Origin of the sequence: Saccharothrix violaceirubra, assembly GCF_014203755.1 — a bacterium.
In the GTDB taxonomy this organism is placed as follows: Bacteria; Actinomycetota; Actinomycetes; order Mycobacteriales; family Pseudonocardiaceae; genus Actinosynnema; species Actinosynnema violaceirubrum.
Map to the genome: position 1 here is coordinate 731,266 of NZ_JACHJS010000001.1, position 16,592 is coordinate 747,857.

Below are 16,592 nucleotides of genomic sequence, written 5' to 3' on the forward strand. Positions count from 1 at the left end.
CGATGGTGCCGCAGTCACGTGAAATCTGAAAGGGGAATGCGCGGTGGAGAACGCGGAAACCGATGCGCGGCGGCAGCTCGTCCTTGGGCAGGCGCCGGCGCTCTACGGGTTGGTCGACGACGGACCAGGGGTGGGAGCGGTCGTCGGATGGGTGTTGGAGTTCCCGGGGCGCGCGGTGTTGGTCGATCAGGCCGGGTGGCATTCGGTGCACGCGACCGTCGAGGACGCGGAGTTGCTCGCGAACGTCACCGAAGGGATCGGGGTGCATGTGGTCGCGGCAGGGCCGGGTGTCCATCGTGGACTTGGCCGGGTTGCGTGCACGCCTCGCTAGTTGATCGTGCACGCAACCTGTCGACTGGTCTTTGCTGTGATGCGGGTCACCCTCGTCCAGTGCGAATTCGGGGTCTCCGCTTATTCCGGTCGGCGGTCAGGGTTTCGGTTTGCGGGCGGCCTGCGCGTGCTTCAGTCGGCGGCCGAGTTCGTTCACCAACTCCTCGTCGGGAAGCATTCCGGCGTTGGGTGCGATCTCGCGCAACTGGGCTTCCTCGGCTGTGATCAGGCGCGCTTCGACCATCACCTCCAGCATGCTCAGCTCGAAAACCCGCGCGATGGACCGCGCGTTCTCGATCGAGATCTTCCGGCCGCGTCGCCAGTCGGTGAACCGGCTCCGGTCGACCTTGGCCAGGCGGGCCAGGTCGCCGGTCGACAACCCGCGGTCGGCCAACTGTCGTTCGACGAACTTCCACCAGGACGAGTGATTGCTCTCATCTGTGGTCACGGAGGTGCATGTTACGTGCGCTCGCACAACAAGCGTAAGGCGCCGACCGCTAGGTCGCCGCCGATCGGGTGACCACTGTGGAAAACGTCGACGGGGCGTTGAGACAACGGGTTGTCGCAGGTCAGACGCGGTGTGGAGTGCTTGCGTCCGACCACCGGAACGGACTAGCGTCGCGCGAACACACCGGATGAGGCGAGAACACACAACGGTACGAGGCGGCGATGGCCCACACGATCAGACTCCGCGGCGGCGCTTTCACGAAAGCGGTCCAGCTCGCGGGCTTCGGTTCCGACTACGCGCTGTCCAAGGCGATGGAGGTCAACCGCTCCACCGTGACCCGGGTCCGCTCCGGCGAACTCCAACCCGGACCCGCGTTCATCGCGGGCGCGCTGGTCGCGCTGTCCCCGATGCAGTTCGACGACCTCTTCGAAGTCGTCCACCTGCGACGGTGACCGACGGGCTCGTGCGCGCCGCCGCCCACCTCACCGAGCGGTGGCGTGCGCACCCGGACGAACGCCCCGCACTGCGCGCACCCCTGGCCCGGCTGGCCGGCCGGTTCCGTGCGGAGGCGGACGCCTGTCGCGAACGCGGCGACCTGCGGGTCGCCGTGGCGCAACGCCGTCGCGAACTTGCCCTGCGTCGCCGCCTCGACGACCCGCACGAGACGACGGGCACGCTCCTCGCGCTGGTCGACGACTACCGGGGCCTGGGCGCACGGCGCCAGGTCCTGGACTGCGCCGACGAGGTCCTCGCCATCGCCCGCGTCCACCGCGACGAGCCCGCGATCGTCGAGGCCCACCGCCGCCTGCACGCGCTGCTGGCGGAGTTCGGCCGTCCCGAGGCGGTCCGGCACGACCCCTGATCACCACAGGTCGGGCGACTCCTGCGAGACCAGGCCCAGCGCGTCCTCGCACACGTAGATCCGCCGGTAGGTCGACCCGCCGCCCCACTGCACGAGCATGCCCAGCTCGACCATCTGCCTGGTCAGGTTGGTCGCGGTCTTCGGGCTGACCTCGTACCGGTCGACCAGCGCCCGGTGGTTGACCACCGGGAACCCGGCCAGGTCGACGGCCACCTCGGCGAGCGTCCCGGCCCGGCGCACCCGCCGCGCGTACTCGTCGATCAGCTCCAGCGTCCGGCCGATCAACCGCACCTGTGCCAACGCCTGGTCGCGTACGGCCTCGGCGAAGAAGCGCAGCCACTGCTCGACCTCGCCGGTCTCCACGACCCGGTGGAGCTGCCGCCGGTACTCGGGCGTGTCCTCCTCCAGCGCCAACGACAGCGGCAGCACCTCGTCCCGCAGCAGCCCGGCGTCCACGAGCTGCCGCATGGACGCCGCCCGCGCCCGATGCGCCTCCTGGGCCCGGAACGGCCGCAGCACCTCACGCCGGTAGTGCGCGGACGCGATCGCCTCCAGACGCGGCACGTCCGGCGTCAACGGCTCGTCGACCCCGTCCGGCACGGCCAGGTACGGCGCGAGCGCCCTGGTCGGCCCGTACCGGTCGACCGGCGGCGGACCCTGCCCGGCCACCAGGTCCGCCGCGAACGCCTCGCGCAGGCCGACCGGGAGCCCGGACAGGTGCGCGGAGCAGACCGCGTCGCGGACCCGGGTCGACCGCACGAACCAGTGCCGGCCGGGAAGTCGTTCCGCCGCCTCGTCGAGCCGGCCGAGCGCGTGTTCGGCCTCGGCCAGAACCGAATACGTCGCCGGGGAGCACATGTTCGGAAGGATGGCCGATGCGTATATTTCCCGCAAGCATGGAGACCCCGGAATTCGGAGTTATTCCCCGACTTTTGACCAATGGGTCGGAATAGCTCCAGGGTCGTCCGGTGTGATGCCGAATAATGCTGATTCTTAAAAGATCAGGCCTTCGAGCGGGCGGGTTCGGCGAACGGGTCGTTCGAGGCGGTGAACAGCATCCACAGCAGGACCGCGACGACCAGACCGCTGGTGACGAACACCGGGAACACGAGGTCGAAGACGCTCATGCCCTGCGGCGCGGGCAGGTCGGTGTCCGTGGCCACGACGACCGCCGCCATGCCGGTGTAGTGCATGCCGGTCACCGCGACGCCCATGATCAGACCGGCCGCGACCCCCGCCGCCGCGGTGCGCACGACGAGCGTGAACCAGAACGCCGCCGTCGCCGCCACGATCGCGATCACCACCGACAGCACGACCAGCAGCTCGTCGTACATGATCGCGCCCTTGAACCGGATCGCGCCCATGCCCATGTAGTGCATGCCCGCGACGCCGGAGCCCGCCAGCACGCCCGCGATCACCAGCCGGGTCTTGCTGAACCGCACCAGCGTGACCAGCGAGAGTCCGATGCCGACCACCACGACGGCCACGACGGCGGACAGGGCGGTGAGCCCCGCGTCGTACTTGATCACCGAGCCGGGGATGTCGAAGCCGAGCATGGCGATGAAGTGCATGAGCCAGATCGCGATGCCGCCGATCGCGAACGCGCCGAACACCGTCCACAGCACCTTCGCGCCGGTCTTGGTCTCGGCCCGCGCCCGCGCCATGCAGGACAGGCCGATCAACGAGCCGATCACGGCGACGGCGTACGCGATGATCAGGGTCCAGGGTCCGGACGAGAAGTGTTCCATCGCTTCGTGATTCACAGAGGCTTACTAACCCGCTGTCATGGTCGAATCCAGTGTTTCCCGAGGTGAGTTCACCTACTTGAGACGATTCAGACGAAGATCGGCTACGCTCTGTTATTGAAAAGCCACTAAACGGACGCGGAGTGACTGGGCGGAGTGGCGTGCACCACTCTGCGCCACCAGTGCGAACGATGTTGGTCCGGGCGGTCTAGGACTCCCAGCGGTCGCCCAGCGACTCCAGGACGGTCCGCAGGATCCCGGCCAGCTCCGCGCGTCCGTCCTCGTCCAGCGCGTGCAGCAGGCGCTGCTCGGTGGCGAGGTGGTCGGGCAGCGCGCGGTCCACGAGTTCGCGGCCCCGGTCGGTCAGTTCGACCACGACGCCGCGCCCGTCGGCCGCGTTCGGGCCCCGGGTGACCAGGCCGCGCGCCTCCAGTCGGTCCAGGCGTTGGGTCACCGCGCCCGACGTGATCATGGCCGCGCGCATGAGCTGGGTCGGGGTGAGCCGGTGCGGCGGGTCGCTGCGGCGCAGTGTGGCCAGCACGTCGAACGACGGCCGGTCCAGGTCGTGCGACGCGAACGTCCGCTGCTGCTCGGCGAGGATCGCGCGGTTGAGCCGGGCGAGCCGGCCGATCACGGCCATGGGTGACACGTCGAGGTCCGGTCGTTGCCTGCTCCACTGCGCCAGCACGTGGTCGACGTGATCCATCTCAATAGCTTAGCGGTGAGGTATCTCCTCGCCGGATGTCTTAGCACTGAGCTACATTGCCTTAGTGCTAAGCAACCTCCTCACGGCGTTCGCCCCGATGGTGTGGGGCACGACCTACTACGTGACCACGGAGTTCCTGCCCGCCGACCGGCCGCTGCTGGCCGGTCTGCTGCGCGCGCTGCCCGCCGGACTGCTCCTCGTCGCGATCACCCGGCGACTACCCAGGGGCGACTGGTGGTGGCGGTCGGCGGTGCTGGGCGCGCTGAACATCGGCGCGTTCTTCCCCCTGCTGTTCCTGGCCGCCTACCGGTTGCCCGGCGGCGTCGCCGCGACCGTCACCTCGATCCAGCCGCTGCTCGTGGCCGGGCTGTCGACCGCGCTCCTCGGTCAGCGGCTGAGCCTGCGCGTGGCGCTCGCGGGCGTGGCCGGGATGGCGGGCGTGGCGCTGCTGGTCCTGCGCGCCGAAGCCCGCCTCGACCTGCTCGGCGTGCTGGCCGCGCTGGGCGGTGCGGGCGTGATGGCGTGCGGGGTCGTGCTGAGCAAACGCTGGGTCGCGCCGGCACCGCCGCTGGTCACCACCGGGTGGCAGCTCATCGCCGGCGGACTGATGCTGCTGCCGGTCACGCTGGTCGTCGAAGGGCTCCCGGCCACGCTGACCTGGACCAACGTCGGCGGGTACGCGTACCTGACGATCATCGGCGCGGCGGTCGCGTACAGCCTGTGGTTCCGGGGCGTGGCCGTGCTGCCCGTCACCACGGTGTCGTTCCTGGGCCAGCTCAGCCCGGTGGTCGCGGTGGTCACCGGGTGGGCGCTGCTCGACCAGCGGCTCACCGGGTGGCAGCTGCTCGGCGCGGCGGTCGTGATCACGGTCATCCTCCTCATGCAGAGTCGACCGGCAACACGGCCCGCGTTGGTGGACACGAAACGGGTATGACGACCGATGACGACCGCACGCTGTGGTCGCGGGCGACGGAGGGCGACGGGTACGCCTTCGGCGAGCTGTTCGACCGGCACGCCAGAGCGGTGTACAACCACTGCTTCCGGCTGACCGCGTCGTGGGCCGAGGCCGAGGACCAGCTCCAGGCGACGTTCCTCGTCGCCTGGCGCAAGCGGGACCGGGTCGTGCTCGAACGCGACTCGGCCCTGCCCTGGCTGCTCGCCGTCGCCACCAACGTGGTGCGGAGCCACCAGCGCACGCTGCTGCGCCGCCTGCGCCTGGTGCGCCGCGTCCCCGCCGAGAACCCGGTACCCGACCACGCCGACCACGTCGCCGAACGCGTCGACGACCAGCGTCGGATGGGCGAGCTGCTCAAGGCCGTGGAACGGCTTCCGCGCAACCAGCGCGAAGCATTGGCCCTGTGCGTGTGGTCGGACGTGTCCTACGCGGACGCCGCCGCCGTGCTCGGCATCGCCGAATCCAGTGTGCGGGCCCGGGTCAGCAAGGCCCGTGCCCGCCTGGGCCGCGAGTACCACGAGGTCGTCGTTCCCAACCGAACCGTGGAGGAAAGTCGATGAGCGACCTGCCACCCGTGCGCGACCTGCCGCCCTACCGCCAGGCCCGGATCCGCGCCGTGCTCCAGGAGACAGTGGACCGACCCCGTCCGCTCCGCCGCCTCGCACCGGTCCTGGTGGCCGCCGTCGCGGGCCTCGCCCTCGTGACGACGCTCGCCGCCTGGCAGCGCAGCGGAACCGAGGGCGCCGGAACCGAGGGGATCGGGCTCGGGTCCGCGCCCGTCGCCACCGGGGAACTGCCCCACCACGGGGCGAAGCTCGACCTCGACCCGGGGCGGATCGCCGAGATCGAGGCCGGTTGCGCCCAGTCCGCCAACCTGTCGGGCAAGGTCCGGCTGTACCACTACCTGGAAGACCGGTACGGCAAGATCGCCGTGCTCTACAACAGCAAGGAGGGCGTCGCCTGCGCTCTGGACGAGCCCGGCAAGCCGCCGTTCCACTCGCTGTTGGTCCTGGGCGGCGACATGAACGTGCTCCCCGGCGTGATCTCGCGGGACACCATGCTCGCGTGGACCTCGGCCGCCGGGCACATCAACGTCACGATCGGCCGGGTGGCCGCCGACGTGGCCAAGGTCCGCTTCCGGCACGGCGGGCAGGAGAGCCTGATCACCCCGCTCAACGGCGTCTACCTGATCCGCTCCGTCGAACCCGGCGACTCGACCTCGTCGAAGATCGAGGCGCTGTCCGCCGACGGCGCGGTGATCGGCGACGCGGACTGCGGATTCCCCGTGCTCGACTCGAACGGGGTCACCGGACCGGGGATCGGCGACTGCCCGCCCAAGGGTCCCTGGCGGTAGGGCCGGTCAGGCCGGCGGGGTGGACACGCCCCGGTAGGGCAGCGTCCGGGTGTAGACGATGTTGGTCGTGGTGCTGCCGAAGTCGGTCAGCTCGTTCACCACGCGTTCCAGGTGGGCCATCGACGTGGCGGCGACCTTCAGCGAGTAGCAGTCGTCGCCCGTCGTGCGCAGGCATTCGAGGATCTCGGCGCGTTCGGCCAGCAGCGCGTGCAACGGCTGGTGCCGGTTGCCCGGGTACTTGAGGCGCACCACGGCCAGCACCGGGTAGCCCGCCTTGTCCAGGTCGACCTCGGCGCGGTAGCCGGTGATCACACCGGTCTCCTCCAGGCGCTTCACGCGGTCCGCCGTGGCGGACGCGCCGAGGTTGACCCGGCGGCCCAGCTCCGTGAACGGCAGGCGACCGTCGGCCTGCAACTCCAGCAGAATCGCCCAGTCCGTGGCATCCAGGGTCACGCGGCCAAACTACCGGGGCATCCCCGGTGGACCCGGCGGCGGACCGTGGAGTGTCCCTTCAGGTTTTCCGGTCCGGGCCATAGCGTTGTCGGCGTGCGACTCGGTGTGAACGTCCCCAACTTCGGCCCCGGCACGAACCCCGAGGTGTTGCGCGCGTGGGCGCGGACCGTCGAGGGGCTGGGATTCGACCTGCTGATGGTGTCCGACCACGTCGTGATCACCGACGACGTCAAGGCGTTCTACCCGGCGCCCTTCTACGAGCCGTTCACCACGCTGTCCTGGCTGGCCGGTGTGACCGAGCGGATCACGCTCGGCACGACCGTGCTCGTCCTGCCGTTGCGGCACCCGCTGCTGGTGGCGCGCATGGCCGCCAACCTCGACCGGCTCTCCGGCGGGCGGTTCGTGCTCGGCGTCGGCGCCGGGTGGGCCCGTCAGGAGCACGACGCGCTCGGCGTGCCGCACGACCGACGGGGACGGCTGACCGACGAGGCGCTCGTGACGATCAAGGACGCCTGGCGCGACCACGACGACTACCGGGCCGGGCACATCCCGATCTGGGTCGGCGGCGATTCCGCGCCCGCGTTGCGTCGTGCGGTGGCGCACGGGGACGCGTGGCACCCGTTGCGGCAGACACCCGAGCAGTTCGAGGAAGCCTTGGCACGCCTCAAGACCGCCGCCCAGGACGCCGGGAAACCCGTGCCCGCGCTCGCACCCCGCATCCTGCTGAACCTGACCGACGACCCGCCCGCCGAACGGCGGCTCGGCGAAGGCACGGTGGCGCAGGTCGTCGCCGACCTCCACCGGCTGCGCGACCTCGGCGCCGGTACCGTCGTGCTCGACCCGTACCTCGGCGACCCGCGCGAGACCCTCGAACCCGAGGCGGCCTGGCACGCGCTGGCCGCCGTGCGAAAGGAATTCCGGTGACCCACCTGCACCGCGCGATCGCGTTGGCCGCCGAAGCCCGCGCCTCGGGCAACCCGCCGTTCGGCTCGCTGCTCGTCGGCCCGGACGGCGAGGTGCTGCGGGAGGAGCGCAACACCTCGTTGTCCGACAACGACATCACCGCCCACCCGGAGCTGAAGCTCGCCCGCTGGGCGGCGCGGGAACTCGCTCCGGAGATCGCGGCCGGGACCACGATGTACACGAGTTGCCAGCCGTGCGGCATGTGCACGGGCGCGATCGAACGCTCGGGCCTGGGACGAGTGGTGTTCGCGTTGTCCGAAGGGCAACTGCTCACCCTCAAGCCCGGCGGCGGGTTCCCGCCCGTGCCGCAGGACGGGCCGGACCTGTTCGACGAGGCCCGCGTCCCGGTGGCGGGCTACTACTGACGGTTCCACCCGGTGCTCCACGCGTCGACCTTCGGCATCCGACGGGGCGACGTGGTCGTGCCCGGTCAGGACACCGTGAGCACCGTGTTGTACGGCAGCAGCCCCGAGCACTCCTGCTCCCGGTAGCCCAGGCCGGCCACCTCGGCGAGCACGGCCGCGCGCCGCTCGCTCGTCGGCGTGTCCACCAGCAGCAACGGTCGCCAGCACGCGATCATCTCGCGGGCGCCGCGCAGCACGGCCGGTTCGTCGCCCTCGACGGCGATCTTCACGCAGTCCACCCGCGGCCCGCCCGCCGCCCGCCAGATCCCGTCCAGCGTGCGCACCGGGCACGACGTGCCGCCGTCGGCCGCCCGGTGCGAGAACGCCGAGTCGGGCGTCACCAGGAACTCCGCGTCGGAGTCGTGCTCGCCCAACGCGATCCGGTACACCAGCACGTTGCGCAGGTCCGACGCCACGACCGCGCGTTCCAGGTGCCGGGCCGTGTCGTCGATCGGCTCGAACGCCCACACCTCGCCCGCCGGCCGGTGCGCGCCGACGAGCAGCGAGAACCAGCCGACGTTCGCGCCCACGTCGACGAACACCCCGCCGGGCTGGGTCGCGCCGGTGAGCACCTCGCCCTCGGCGTGCTCGTAGCCCGCGCCCACCACGGCCATGCGTGCCAACGCGCCGCCGCCGTGCAGGCGCAGGTTCACGCCGGGCGACACGGACACGCGCACGGCCGGCACGCCACGTCGGGGCAACGCCCGGTCGAGCAGCCGCAGCACCGCGCGGTTGAGGACGCCGCCGGTCAGGGCCGCGTGCGCGGCGGCCACCAGGCCGACCACACGGACCCGGTGGTAGCCGGCGCCGCGCTCGACTTCGAGCCGGGGCCGGGGGATCGCACTGCGCGGCACGGTCATGGGATCGACTCCTCCCGTACGAACAGTCCGTCGCACTGGAGCAGGCGCCCGGTGCGCGGATCGCTGAACCCGGGTTCCAGCGCCCACAGCGTGAAACCCCGGTCGGTCAAGGTTTCCACGACGTCGTCCATCAGCCGCTGCCCGGCGTACAGCTCGACCAGGGTCAGCTCGACCTGCACGGCGGTGATCGACGACAGGCTCTCCGCCGCGCCGGCGAGCACCTGCGCCTCGTACCCCGGCACGTCGATCTTCACGAGGGTGTGCCGCAGCGGCAGCCGCAGATCGGCGGACAACGCGTCCAGGGTGGTCATGCGGACGACTTCTTTGCCCTGGTAACGGGAATCGGGCGCGGCCTGCTCGTGCACGGGCAGCATGTCGAGCACGGACGACGACGCGCCCGCGTTGCCCGCGATGTTGATCTCGACCTCGCCCTCGCGGTCGCCGACCGCGACCCGCAGCGCCGACCACGACCGGTCGTCGCGCGACCGTCGGCGCAGGTCGCCGAACGGACCGCTCAGCGGTTCCACCGAGACCAGCCCGCCGGGGAACCCGGATTCGCGCATCAGCGCGGCGTATTGGCCGGAATTCGCGCCGATGTCGAGGATCGTGGTGACGCCGACCAGGTTCGCCAACCGGACGACCCGACGCGGGAACGGGTGGCGCGATATCGCCAACCCCGCCCGGCTCGCGACCCTCCTGATGCCCGAGCGCAGCGCGGGCGGTACGTGCCTGGCGAGGTCGACGCTCAACGGAACTCCTCGGGTCCGGCGTCCGGGGTGGCCGGTGTCCATACTGGACCCGCCGACGCCGCCCTCAGCCGGACCGAAGCCGAAGCGTCACCTGAAAGCACCCGAACGCGTGGCTCCGGGTCCGGCTCGGCCGCCGTCCTCGCTCTTCGTATCGGCGACCAGGTGCACGTAGACCTGTTGCGGCGTATAGGCCGCCGTTTCGAGCCGGGACCGGTCCGGCCGCGTCGAAAGGGGAGGTGCGAGCCGCGCGGAATTCGACCGGTGCGCCGCCATGATCATGAGGACCGCTCGGGTCACGGGCCGATTCGCGTGCAGGTGCGGCGGAAGTGGGCGCCGTCGATCGGGCCGAGGAACTTGGCCGGCACGCCGCCGTGCGGCGTGCCGCCGGCTTAGCGGGTGTGCGGCGCGGTCACCGAGATCACCGGACCACCTTCGCGGGGTCTTCGCCGGTCGGCACCCCGAGCGGGTCGTCCGTGGAGCCGTGGTCCCCGACGACGAGTCCGTCGTCGGGGGAGAGCCGTCGCGGGATCCCCGCGAGACCGGCGGTGGAATGGCGTCCGGGGTCCGGGCCGGGCATGAGCGGGCTCAGCACCGGACACCCCCGGGCCCGGGTGGTGCGACTCGGCTCAGCACCGGATGCCGCCCAGCAGCGACAGGTACGCGTCGGCCACCGCCGGCACGGCGAACCGGTCCCGGGCGTACACCTGGCCGTTGTGGCCCACGCGGCGGCGCAGGTCGGCGTCGTCGAGCAGGCGGCGCAGGCTCGTCGCCGCCGACTCGACCGTGCGCTCGCACACCACGGCCGCCTCGTGCTCCACCAGTTCGTCGCCCAGGTAGACCTGGTCGCTGAGCAGCGCGGGCACGCCCGACTCGACCGCTTCCGCGACCGACAGCCCGAAGTTCTCGTTGTCGCTGAGCAACGCGAACACGTCGGCCCGCGTGAACAGCGCCCGTCGGGTCACGCCGTCGACCCAGCCCGGGAAGTACACGGTGCGGTCGCCGAGGATCAGCGCCGCCCGCCGCCGCAACGCCGACTCCAGTTCCTCGTCGCCGCTGCCCGCGATCACGAGTTCGTCGCCGGGCGCCGCGGCCCGGTCGAACGCCTCCAGCAGCAGCGGCAACCCCTTCTTGTGGTCGATGCGACCCAGGTAGAGCACGGTGCGGTACTCGTCGCGGGCGGCCTGCCGGGGGATCACCGGCGGACCGCCGGTGGTCAACGGCACGACGGTGGTCGCGGTCGTGGCGCCGAACCGGCGCACCCGTTCGGCCTCGCGGCGGGTCGTGCACACCACGGCCCGCGCACCGTTGAGCATGGCCCGCCACAGCGGTGCCAGCGCGAACTTCGCCAGGCGGTGACGGCGCAGGTCGTACGCGTCGAGGCTGCCGTGCGGCCACACCAGGTAGGGCTTGCCCGCCGCGCGTGCCGCGAGCCACCCGGCCTGCGCGACCGCGTCGAACACGCCGTGCACCACGACGACGTCGTGCTCGGCCACCAGGGCACGGGCGGTGGCCGTCAGGTCGCGGCCGTGGTGGAACCGCCCGGTGAACCGGTGCGGCACCAGCAGGTGCACGTCGAACGCGCGCACCGCCCGCCGCAACGTGTCCGTGCCCTGCTCCGGCCGGTCGAGCGTGACCAGGCTGGGCACGTGCCCGAGGTGCCGTTCCACGGCACCCAGACCGGCGACCGCGGTCGCCACGCCGCCGTACGAGTCGCCGACGCTGGCGACGAAGTGGACGGCCTTCACCACTCGCCCAACGCCGTCGCGGTCACCTGGCGGCTCGACCGACGCGGCGCGACCGTGCCCCGGCCGAGCGCGTGGCCCACGACGAGTCCGACCGACGCGCGGTCGACCTCTGCCGCCACCTCGCAGTCGGCGATCGTCGAACCCGGGCTCCCGTGGTCGGACGGGGTGCCGTCGACCGCATACCCGCGGCGGTGGTCGCGTGCGATCCGTTGTGTCCCGGCCGAGGTGCAAGGCGAGGAGGGCCGGAGCGGTGTTCGTTTGTTCCTGTGGTCGATGCGGCTGGTGTCGACTGTGCTCGCGCGGCGGACGACGCCGTGCGCCCGGTGTCCCCGGGAGATCGACAGTCCGGCCAGGCGGCTCCCGTCCTGACCGGTGATGCCGGTGACCAAGGCTCGCTTCGTCATACCGGTTCCTCCATATCGGACGGTGGTCGTGGGCTCGCGCTTGCCGCGAGCACGGGCAACGATAGGGCCGTGCCCGCGAGCGGGCACGGCGCCGACGGGTGACGCGATCTCACCCGAATGGGAGGACTTTGTGGCCGACCGACTGTCGACGGCGGAACAGGTCTTCGCGGCGGGAACGGGCGGTCCCGCCGGGGCCGTGATCGTCCGGACGCCGGGCTGTACCAGGCCGTGCTCTGCCGAGTTCGACCGCTACGCGCCGCCCACGTCGATCCACCGGGCTGTCGAGTGCGTCGCGGACACCGTGACGTCGTGGGATCCGCGCGCCGACGACCCGGGCAAGGCGTGCGTGCACCCGCTGCGCCGACGGGGAACGGTCGTCCTCTCGGTACCCGGCGGCGCGCAGCGCGCCAGGACCTGCCGCCGGTCCGTCGGGCACCGGGAGGTGGCACGCCGGTGACGTCCGTGACGATCGTCGGCCTCGACTTCCACCCCGACAGCCACGGCGTCGCGCCGTACTCGACGGGCCTGGCGCGGGGGTTGGCCGCGCGCGGGCACGCGGTGCGGGTCGTGACGGGGTTTCCGTACTACCCGGCGTGGCGGCTGCCCGCCGAGTACCGGTGGCTGCGGCACGGGTTGGCGCGTCGCACGCGGGAGCACGGTGTCGACGTGACCAGGCTGTGGCACCACGTGCCGCGCCGGCCGACGGCGATCGGTCGGTTCGTGCACGAGGCTTCGTTCGCGGCGCACGCGCTGGTGCGGCTGCTGTGCACGAGGCCCAGACCGGACGTCGTCGTCGGGGTGAGTCCGTCGCTGCTGTCGTCGGCCGCCGCCCGGTGCTATGCCGACCGCGTCGGCGTGCCGTTGGCCGTGGTCGTCCAGGACCTGTGCGGGCGGGGCACGCGCGCGGCCGGGTTCGAGCGGTCGCTGTTGGCGCGGGCCGCCGGGGTGTCGGTGGCCCACGACTCGGTCCGCTCGTACCTGGAACACGCCTACCGGCTGGACCCGGTGCGGCTCACCGTGATCCGCGACTGGGCGCACGGCGCCTCGTGCCGGCCCGACGTCGACCGCCACGAGGCACGCCGGGCGCTCGGGTGGCCGGTGGACGGGTTCGTCGCGCTGCACGCCGGGAACATGGGCGTGCGGCAGGACCTGGTGAACGTCGTCGAGGCCGCGCGGATCGCGGGCATCCGGCGGGAACCCGTGCACTTCGTGCTGATGGGCGACGGTGCGGCCCGGCCCGAGGTGGTGGCGCGGGCGCGGGGGTTGCCGCGGGTGTCCGTGGTGGCGCCGGTGGCCGGCGACCTGCTGCCGACGGCGTTGGGCGCGGCGGACGTGCTGATCGTGAACGAACGGCCGGGCCCGCCCGGGATCCGCCTGCCCCGCAAGCTGACCGCGTACTTCCGCGCCGGGCGGCCGGTGGTGGCCGCCGCGCACCGCGACTCGACGACGGCGACGGAGGTGACCGCCGCCCGGGCTGGGTGCGTGGTCGAACCCGGTGACGCGGTGGCGTTGCTGAACACCGTGCTGGACCTGGCCCGCGACCGTGCGTACGCGGAGTCGCTCGCGGCGGCGGGACTGGACCATGCACGTCGGACGCTCGATCGGGACCGCGCGCTGGACGCGTACGAGGACTGGTTGTGCGGGGTGGCGCGCTGAGAATCGGTCGTGCGGTGGGTGGGTTCGGTGGCAGCGCCCTGATCGCGCCCTGATCGCGGCCGAAGCCGACGACCTGGTGGACCGGGCGTGACCGGGTCCGCCTCGACCACCCGCGGCCGTCAGCGCCGACCGGCCGGGATGGGCTCGTCCCGCGCCAGCGCCGCGCACTGGGCGGCGAACGCGTCGGCGTCGAGGTTGACGATGGACTGCCCGTCGGGACTGGTGCCGAGCGAGGCCACCGCCGCGGTCGCGAACCGGACCCGGCCCGAGCCGATCCGGCTGACCTGGTCGGCCAGCGTGAACAGGTCGGTCACGGTCAGGCCCTCGTCGATCGCGACCGACGACGAGACCAGCCGGGTGAGCCGGTCGAGCAGCAGCGGCTGACCGAGCGGGTTGAGCGTGCGGACCCGGGCCAGTGCCCCGAACAGCAGTTGGTGCTGGCGGGCGATCCGGTCGAGGTCGCCGCCGGGCAGGCCGTAGCGCTGGCGGACGAAGGTCAGCGCGCGGTCGCCCTCCAGGACGTTCTCGCCCGCGTCGAACGTGGTGTTCGTCAACGGGTCCGTCGACGCCTCGGGCAGCGTGACCGTGACGCCGCCGAGCAGCGTGGTCAGCTCGCGCACCACGCCGAAGCCGACCTCCACCACGTGGTCGACGTGCACGCCCGACACCTGTTCGACCGTCCGCACCGCCAGCGGGATGCCGCCGTAGGCCAGCGCGGCGTTGATCTTCGCGTAGCCCCGGCCCGGGATGTCCACCCAGGAGTCGCGCGGGATGGACAGGACGTTGACCGCGCCCCGGTGCGGTGCGATCCGCGCGAGCATGATCACGTCCGCGCGTTCGCCGGTGACGCCGCTGCCCGCGTCCGCGCCGACCCGGGCGTCGGAGCCCAGCAGCAGGATGGTCGTGCCCTGGTCGTCCGGTGTGGACTCGTCGTCACCGTCGGTGCTCTTCGGTTCCGTCGGGGTGATCGCGCCGGTGATGCGCTGCACCGTCACCTCGGCCGTGTGCTTGAGGTGCCACGTGTACCCGGTGACGACCAGGACCGCCACGGCTGCGGCGGAGATCAGGACCCGGAACACCGCTCGCAGCACGGACATGCGGGGAATCGTCGCACCCGCGTCCGCGCGTGGCCGGACCGCCTCACTCGAAAGGACGGACGCCGGGTGTCGACGGGCCCGTCACCCGGGCGGCCGGTGGCCCGGGGGCTGGCGACGGTCGGTGCCGCTCTCGGCATCGCGGGCCGGTACCCGGCGGTGCCGGTGGCCCTGCCCGCCGGCCATCCGGTCCGGCGGCTCGCGGGTCGACCTCCTCGACGCGCCGAGCGTGATGGAGCCGGTGTCTACCGGGACGGTGCGGGTTCGCGGTTCCTGCGCCCGACGGCAGCCAGGAAGAGCAGGAGCACGGCCGCCGTGTACGCGGGCGCGGTGGGTCCGGCCTGGGACAGCAGCACGCCGCCGGCCACGCCACCCGCGGCGATGGCCACGTTCCACAACGTCACCAACGCGGCCTGCGCCGGGTCGGCGTAGGGACCGGCGGCCACCGCGGCGGCGGTCTGGAGCAGGGTCGGGACGCCGCCCCAGGCCAGGCCCCACACGGTGATCGCGACGAGCGGCACGGGCAGCGCGGCCAGTGCCAAGGCCGCCAGCGCGACCAGGACCGTGCACGCGAAGAGCAGGGGCCGGGACGCACGGTCGATCAAAGCGCCCACCACGGCCGTGCCGACCACGGACGCGATGCCGAACAGGAGCAGTGCCAAGTCCTTGGCGTCGGACAGGCCGTGATAGTCCAGCAAGGACGCGATGTAGGTGAAAAGAGTGTTGTGCGCCAACACGAAAACCAGCGTCACGAACAGCGTCCACCGCACGCCGGGCATCGCCAACGTCGCGCGCAGCGGTGGCGGGCCGCCGGACGGGAGACCGGGGAAGTCCGGCACCGCCAACGCGATCCACGCCGACAGCACCGCGGCGAGCACGCTCATCACGCCGAACGTCCACCGCCAGCCGACCGCCTCGCCCAACGCCGTCCCGGCGGGCACGCCCAACGACAGTGCCAACGGGATGCCGGTCATCACGATCGCGATCGCCTTGCCCGCCAACGGTTCCGGGACCAGGCGTCGCGCGTAGCCGGCCAGCAACGCCCACACCACGCCCGCCGCGATGCCCGCGCCGAACCGTGCCGCCAGGGTCAGCCAGTACGACTCGGACAGTGCCGTCACGGTGTTGGCCACGGCGAAACCGGAGACGCCGGACAACAGCAGGACTCGCCGCCGCCACCGTGCCGTGACCAGGGACAACGGGATCGCGGTCAGTGCCGTGCCGACCGCGTAGGCGGTGACGAGCTGGCCCGTGGCCGACTCGCCGGCCGACAGTCCCCGGCTCATCTCCGGCAGCACCCCGGCGGGCAGGGCCTCGGTCAGGACGGTGGTGAACGCGGCCGTGGCCAGCGCCAGGAGGGCGGGCAGGCGGGACCTCGTGGTTGCCATGGCTCTTATGCTGAAAGCCTCACACTGGTGTGAAGGTCAACGGATGTGGGGACGGGCACATGCTGATCGGGGAGTTGGCCGCGTTGACGGGCACGTCGCGACGGCTGCTGCGGTACTACGAGGAGCAGGGCCTGCTCGCGTCCACTCGCGCCGCCAACGGGTACCGGGAGTACGACGAGCGGTTCGTCGACCGGGTGCGCCAGATCCGGGGCCTGCTCGACGCCGGGTTGCCCACGCGGATCATCCGGCAGATCCTGCCCTGCCTGGACAAGCCCCGGATCATCCACTTCCCCGACGCCACGCCGGAGATGCTCGCGACGTTGGAGCACGAGCTGAGCCGCATGACCGAGCGCATCGAGTTCCTGACGCGCAACCGGAACGCTATCGCCGAATACCTCGCCGCGGTGCGTTCGTGCGCGAAGCCTTCGTGACGGTCCCACGCCTCGGACGGCGTTGACGGCCGATTCCGGCGGTTC

General features: G+C 72.0%; 23 protein-coding genes. 11 read left to right on the forward strand and 12 right to left on the reverse strand.

Annotation, left to right across the window (positions count from 1 at the left end; genetic code table 11):
* Positions 1-43 precede the first annotated feature (43 nt).
* On the forward strand, positions 44-331 hold the full coding sequence (locus F4559_RS03555; protein WP_184666139.1) for a hypothetical protein: 288 nt from the start codon (positions 44-46) through the stop codon (positions 329-331).
* Between the two features lie 96 nt (positions 332-427).
* Here the strand turns inward: F4559_RS03555 and F4559_RS03560 are convergent, their stop codons facing one another.
* Positions 428-778 (reverse strand): helix-turn-helix domain-containing protein, encoded by a 351-nt coding sequence (locus F4559_RS03560; protein ID WP_184666140.1) that lies wholly within the window; start codon positions 776-778, stop codon positions 428-430.
* 221 nt (positions 779-999) lie between these two features.
* Here F4559_RS03560 and F4559_RS03565 point away from each other — a divergent pair, with 221 nt between their 5' ends.
* Positions 1,000-1,230 (forward strand): transcriptional regulator, encoded by a 231-nt coding sequence (locus F4559_RS03565; RefSeq protein WP_184666141.1) that lies wholly within the window; start codon positions 1,000-1,002, stop codon positions 1,228-1,230.
* Complete coding sequence (locus F4559_RS03570) at positions 1,227-1,640, forward strand: hypothetical protein (protein ID WP_184666142.1); 414 nt, start codon at positions 1,227-1,229, stop codon at positions 1,638-1,640. Before F4559_RS03565 ends, F4559_RS03570 begins: the two co-directional genes overlap by 4 nt.
* Here the strand turns inward: F4559_RS03570 and F4559_RS03575 are convergent, their stop codons facing one another.
* The 3 genes from F4559_RS03575 to F4559_RS03585 form a co-directional block, all read right to left on the reverse strand.
* On the reverse strand, positions 1,641-2,498 hold the full coding sequence (locus F4559_RS03575; RefSeq protein WP_184666143.1) for a Fic family protein: 858 nt from the start codon (positions 2,496-2,498) through the stop codon (positions 1,641-1,643).
* 143 nt (positions 2,499-2,641) lie between these two features.
* Positions 2,642-3,388 carry an MHYT domain-containing protein gene (locus tag F4559_RS03580; protein ID WP_184666144.1) on the reverse strand — a complete coding sequence of 249 codons (747 nt, stop codon included), beginning with the start codon at positions 3,386-3,388 and terminating at the stop codon, positions 2,642-2,644.
* A gap of 205 nt (positions 3,389-3,593) precedes the next feature.
* Positions 3,594-4,091: a MarR family winged helix-turn-helix transcriptional regulator gene (locus F4559_RS03585; RefSeq protein ID WP_184666145.1), complete on the reverse strand. Its 498-nt coding sequence runs from the start codon at positions 4,089-4,091 to the stop codon at positions 3,594-3,596.
* 64 nt (positions 4,092-4,155) lie between these two features.
* Between F4559_RS03585 and F4559_RS03590 the strand changes: the two genes are divergently transcribed.
* The 3 genes from F4559_RS03590 to F4559_RS03600 are packed head-to-tail and all read left to right on the forward strand — an operon-like array spanning position 4,156 to position 6,400.
* A complete protein-coding gene (locus F4559_RS03590; RefSeq protein ID WP_312865466.1) occupies positions 4,156-5,025 on the forward strand; it encodes an EamA family transporter in 870 nt (289 codons plus the stop codon).
* Positions 5,022-5,606, forward strand: coding sequence for an RNA polymerase sigma factor (locus F4559_RS03595; protein WP_184666146.1), 585 nt, complete (start codon positions 5,022-5,024; stop codon positions 5,604-5,606). The genes F4559_RS03590 and F4559_RS03595 overlap by 4 nt, the downstream gene beginning before the upstream one ends.
* Positions 5,603-6,400, forward strand: a complete 798-nt coding sequence (locus F4559_RS03600; RefSeq protein WP_184666147.1) for a hypothetical protein — start codon at positions 5,603-5,605, stop codon at positions 6,398-6,400. The genes F4559_RS03595 and F4559_RS03600 overlap by 4 nt, the downstream gene beginning before the upstream one ends.
* A gap of 6 nt (positions 6,401-6,406) precedes the next feature.
* On the opposite strand, the gene F4559_RS03605 is transcribed toward F4559_RS03600, so the two are convergent.
* Complete coding sequence (locus tag F4559_RS03605; RefSeq protein WP_184666148.1) at positions 6,407-6,853, reverse strand: Lrp/AsnC family transcriptional regulator; 447 nt, start codon at positions 6,851-6,853, stop codon at positions 6,407-6,409.
* Positions 6,854-6,946: 93 nt separating this feature from the next.
* Here F4559_RS03605 and F4559_RS03610 point away from each other — a divergent pair, with 93 nt between their 5' ends.
* Together F4559_RS03610 and F4559_RS03615 are read left to right on the forward strand one after the other, a co-directional pair.
* Positions 6,947-7,777 (forward strand): LLM class flavin-dependent oxidoreductase, encoded by an 831-nt coding sequence (locus F4559_RS03610; RefSeq protein WP_184666149.1) that lies wholly within the window; start codon positions 6,947-6,949, stop codon positions 7,775-7,777.
* Positions 7,774-8,181, forward strand: a complete 408-nt coding sequence (locus F4559_RS03615) for a nucleoside deaminase (RefSeq protein ID WP_312865467.1) — start codon at positions 7,774-7,776, stop codon at positions 8,179-8,181. The genes F4559_RS03610 and F4559_RS03615 overlap by 4 nt, the downstream gene beginning before the upstream one ends.
* Positions 8,182-8,246: 65 nt before the next feature.
* On the opposite strand, the gene F4559_RS03620 is transcribed toward F4559_RS03615, so the two are convergent.
* From F4559_RS03620 to F4559_RS03640, 5 genes are all read right to left on the reverse strand, one after another.
* Positions 8,247-9,080, reverse strand: a complete 834-nt coding sequence (locus tag F4559_RS03620; RefSeq protein WP_184666150.1) for an FkbM family methyltransferase — start codon at positions 9,078-9,080, stop codon at positions 8,247-8,249.
* Positions 9,077-9,829: an FkbM family methyltransferase gene (locus F4559_RS03625; RefSeq protein ID WP_184666151.1), complete on the reverse strand. Its 753-nt coding sequence runs from the start codon at positions 9,827-9,829 to the stop codon at positions 9,077-9,079. Before F4559_RS03625 ends, F4559_RS03620 begins: the two co-directional genes overlap by 4 nt.
* 418 nt (positions 9,830-10,247) lie before the next feature.
* Positions 10,248-10,421 (reverse strand): hypothetical protein, encoded by a 174-nt coding sequence (locus F4559_RS03630; protein WP_184666152.1) that lies wholly within the window; start codon positions 10,419-10,421, stop codon positions 10,248-10,250.
* A 34-nt stretch (positions 10,422-10,455) separates the two neighbouring features.
* A complete protein-coding gene (locus tag F4559_RS36185) occupies positions 10,456-11,577 on the reverse strand; it encodes a glycosyltransferase (protein ID WP_184666153.1) in 1,122 nt (373 codons plus the stop codon).
* Positions 11,571-11,978 (reverse strand): GDP-mannose 4,6-dehydratase, encoded by a 408-nt coding sequence (locus F4559_RS03640; RefSeq protein ID WP_184666154.1) that lies wholly within the window; start codon positions 11,976-11,978, stop codon positions 11,571-11,573. Before F4559_RS03640 ends, F4559_RS36185 begins: the two co-directional genes overlap by 7 nt.
* A 130-nt stretch (positions 11,979-12,108) precedes the next feature.
* Between F4559_RS03640 and F4559_RS36190 the strand changes: the two genes are divergently transcribed.
* The gene (locus F4559_RS36190; RefSeq protein ID WP_184666155.1) at positions 12,109-12,435 is read left to right on the forward strand and encodes a hypothetical protein; all 327 of its coding nucleotides are present in this window, start codon (positions 12,109-12,111) and stop codon (positions 12,433-12,435) included.
* Positions 12,432-13,634, forward strand: coding sequence for a glycosyltransferase (locus tag F4559_RS03650; RefSeq protein ID WP_184666156.1), 1,203 nt, complete (start codon positions 12,432-12,434; stop codon positions 13,632-13,634). The genes F4559_RS36190 and F4559_RS03650 overlap by 4 nt, the downstream gene beginning before the upstream one ends.
* A gap of 119 nt (positions 13,635-13,753) precedes the next feature.
* Here the strand turns inward: F4559_RS03650 and F4559_RS03655 are convergent, their stop codons facing one another.
* Positions 13,754-14,731: an LCP family protein gene (locus F4559_RS03655; protein ID WP_184666157.1), complete on the reverse strand. Its 978-nt coding sequence runs from the start codon at positions 14,729-14,731 to the stop codon at positions 13,754-13,756.
* Between the two features lie 242 nt (positions 14,732-14,973).
* Positions 14,974-16,116 (reverse strand): MFS transporter, encoded by a 1,143-nt coding sequence (locus F4559_RS03660; RefSeq protein ID WP_184666158.1) that lies wholly within the window; start codon positions 16,114-16,116, stop codon positions 14,974-14,976.
* 59 nt (positions 16,117-16,175) lie between these two features.
* On the opposite strand from F4559_RS03660, the gene F4559_RS03665 reads away from it, so the two are divergent.
* Positions 16,176-16,547 (forward strand): MerR family transcriptional regulator, encoded by a 372-nt coding sequence (locus tag F4559_RS03665; RefSeq protein WP_184666159.1) that lies wholly within the window; start codon positions 16,176-16,178, stop codon positions 16,545-16,547.
* The last annotated feature ends 45 nt before the right edge of the window (positions 16,548-16,592 follow it).

Excerpts from the sequence above, each read along its gene's own strand:
- F4559_RS03575 (WP_184666143.1), bottom strand. The coding sequence starts at position 2,498 with ATGTGCTCCCCGGCGACGTATTCGGTTCTGGCCGAGGCCGAACACGCG.
- F4559_RS03655 (WP_184666157.1), bottom strand. The coding sequence starts at position 14,731 with ATGTCCGTGCTGCGAGCGGTGTTCCGGGTCCTGATCTCCGCCGCAGCC.
- F4559_RS03585 (WP_184666145.1), bottom strand. The coding sequence starts at position 4,091 with ATGGATCACGTCGACCACGTGCTGGCGCAGTGGAGCAGGCAACGACCG.
- F4559_RS03600 (WP_184666147.1), top strand. The coding sequence starts at position 5,603 with ATGAGCGACCTGCCACCCGTGCGCGACCTGCCGCCCTACCGCCAGGCC.
- F4559_RS03665 (WP_184666159.1), top strand. The coding sequence starts at position 16,176 with ATGCTGATCGGGGAGTTGGCCGCGTTGACGGGCACGTCGCGACGGCTG.
- F4559_RS03660 (WP_184666158.1), bottom strand. The coding sequence starts at position 16,116 with ATGGCAACCACGAGGTCCCGCCTGCCCGCCCTCCTGGCGCTGGCCACG.
- F4559_RS03580 (WP_184666144.1), bottom strand. The coding sequence starts at position 3,388 with ATGGAACACTTCTCGTCCGGACCCTGGACCCTGATCATCGCGTACGCC.
- F4559_RS03595 (WP_184666146.1), top strand. The coding sequence starts at position 5,022 with ATGACGACCGATGACGACCGCACGCTGTGGTCGCGGGCGACGGAGGGC.
- F4559_RS03565 (WP_184666141.1), top strand. The coding sequence starts at position 1,000 with ATGGCCCACACGATCAGACTCCGCGGCGGCGCTTTCACGAAAGCGGTC.
- F4559_RS03640 (WP_184666154.1), bottom strand. The coding sequence starts at position 11,978 with ATGACGAAGCGAGCCTTGGTCACCGGCATCACCGGTCAGGACGGGAGC.
- F4559_RS03620 (WP_184666150.1), bottom strand. The coding sequence starts at position 9,080 with ATGACCGTGCCGCGCAGTGCGATCCCCCGGCCCCGGCTCGAAGTCGAG.